Source organism: Klebsiella sp. A-Nf5 (assembly GCF_002810545.1).
Lineage (GTDB): Bacteria > Pseudomonadota > Gammaproteobacteria > Enterobacterales > Enterobacteriaceae > Klebsiella > Klebsiella variicola.
This window is the reverse complement of record NZ_PIOG01000045.1, coordinates 1-1,607: the sequence shown is the minus strand read 5'-3', so window position 1 is coordinate 1,607 and position 1,607 is coordinate 1. Positions and strand designations below refer to the sequence as shown.

General features: G+C 52.5%; 2 protein-coding genes. One reads left to right on the top strand and one right to left on the bottom strand.

The annotated features are described in order from the left end of the window. Nucleotides 1-669: LysR family transcriptional regulator (locus CWM53_RS05645; RefSeq protein WP_100750726.1), on the bottom strand; the 669-nt coding region annotated here is incomplete at its 3' end. 185 nt (nucleotides 670-854) lie between these two features. On the opposite strand from CWM53_RS05645, the gene CWM53_RS05640 reads away from it, so the two are divergent. Beyond that, the coding region (locus CWM53_RS05640) for an AEC family transporter (protein WP_100750725.1) at nucleotides 855-1,607 on the top strand (753 nt) is incomplete at its 3' end.

The window sequence follows — 1,607 nt, the reverse complement described above, 5'->3', positions numbered from 1 at the left end:
CACCGGCTGCGGACAGGGTAGCTGATGGGCACGAAAGATATCCTCCAGGATGCTCATCGGGGTACTTAACGGCGGCGGCATGATCCACGGATAGTCCAGCATCGCCTCGAGGGATAAGTTCGCCGCCTGATGCAGCGGGTGGTGCTGCCTGGCGACGATGCAGATCCGGTCCTGCCAGTTAATTTTACCGCGCACCACGATTTTCTCATCATGCGCTAAGGGGCCGCAGAGGGCGATATCGATGTCGTGCATCAGCAGGAGTTTAAAGAGCTCAGAGTCAATGCGGTCGACGATCCGCAGATGGATCTTGGGATGACGCTGATGGAAAGCCGCCAGCTTATCGATGAAATGGCTGGTCAGCAGGCTGGAAACACAGCCAATCCGCAGGATACCTTTCCCGGCGCCGCGGATGAGCGCAATCTCCTCGCGGGCCTTTTGTTCGGTATTCAGCATCGTCATTGCATAGGGTAAAAAGGCGCTACCATACTCGCTCAACGCCATACCGTGTTTGTGTCTTTCGAATAAGGTCGCACTCAGGTCCGCTTCCAGGCTCAATAACAGCCGGCTCAGTCCCGACTGAGTGATCCCCATCTTCTCCGCGGCCAGGGTCATATTGCCTTCGTGAGCGACAGTAATAAACGCCTGAATCTGCTTAAATTTCATTGGCATGATATTTACTCATTGAACAAACGGTTTTTACATTTCCCCTGCGGCCTGTTTTAGCGAATAAATGTCACTATCAACACGCTCGAAAATAGCTACCGCGCATCAGGCAAAACGGATTTATTGACCTCACCACGCACCGCAAAACGAATTTCTGACCCGAAGATAATTTATAATGAGAATATATCACCATGACACAGAACAATATTCTATTAATTTCAGGCGCTATATTACCGGTTATCATTACCGTCATCATCGGCTATATAAGCGGTAAACGAAAAGACTTTAACTGGCAGCAGGCAGGAGACATCAATAAAATTGTGATGCTCTATGCATTACCGCTGAGTATTTTCAGCAATATGGTGATGACGCCGCGACATATTGTCATGACCATGGGCCCGGTTGCGGTGGCCATTATCCTGGCGCTGATTCTGAGCTTCGTCATTCCCTTACTGGTCGCCCGCTATCTGTTTCGACGCGACCTCGCCCTCAGTACGCTGCAGGCGCTGGCCATCGGCTCGCCGGCAGTCCCGTTTATCGGCACCTCAGTGCTGGCCTTTTTATTTGGCACCGTCAGCGCGTCGCTGATCACCGTGTCCAGCATCACGCAAAACGTCTTCCAGCTGCCGCTGGTAATGATTCTGATGTCGGTCGCCACTGGCGATAAAAGCCAGCATATCTCCTTTGGCACACGGGTGATAAACGCCATTAAACAACCTGTGGTCTGGTCACCGGTGATCGCCCTGATCATCGTGCTGGCGGATATCCATATTCCGCAGACTATCTCGATGTCGCTGGGTCTGCTGGGTAAAGCCTCTGGCGGGCTGGCGCTGTTTGCCGCCGGGATCGTACTCTATACACGCAGCATTGTTATCACCACCGCGACCATTATCACCGTTATCGCCCGCAATATTATGGTGCCCGGCGCCTGCTATCTCCTGTTA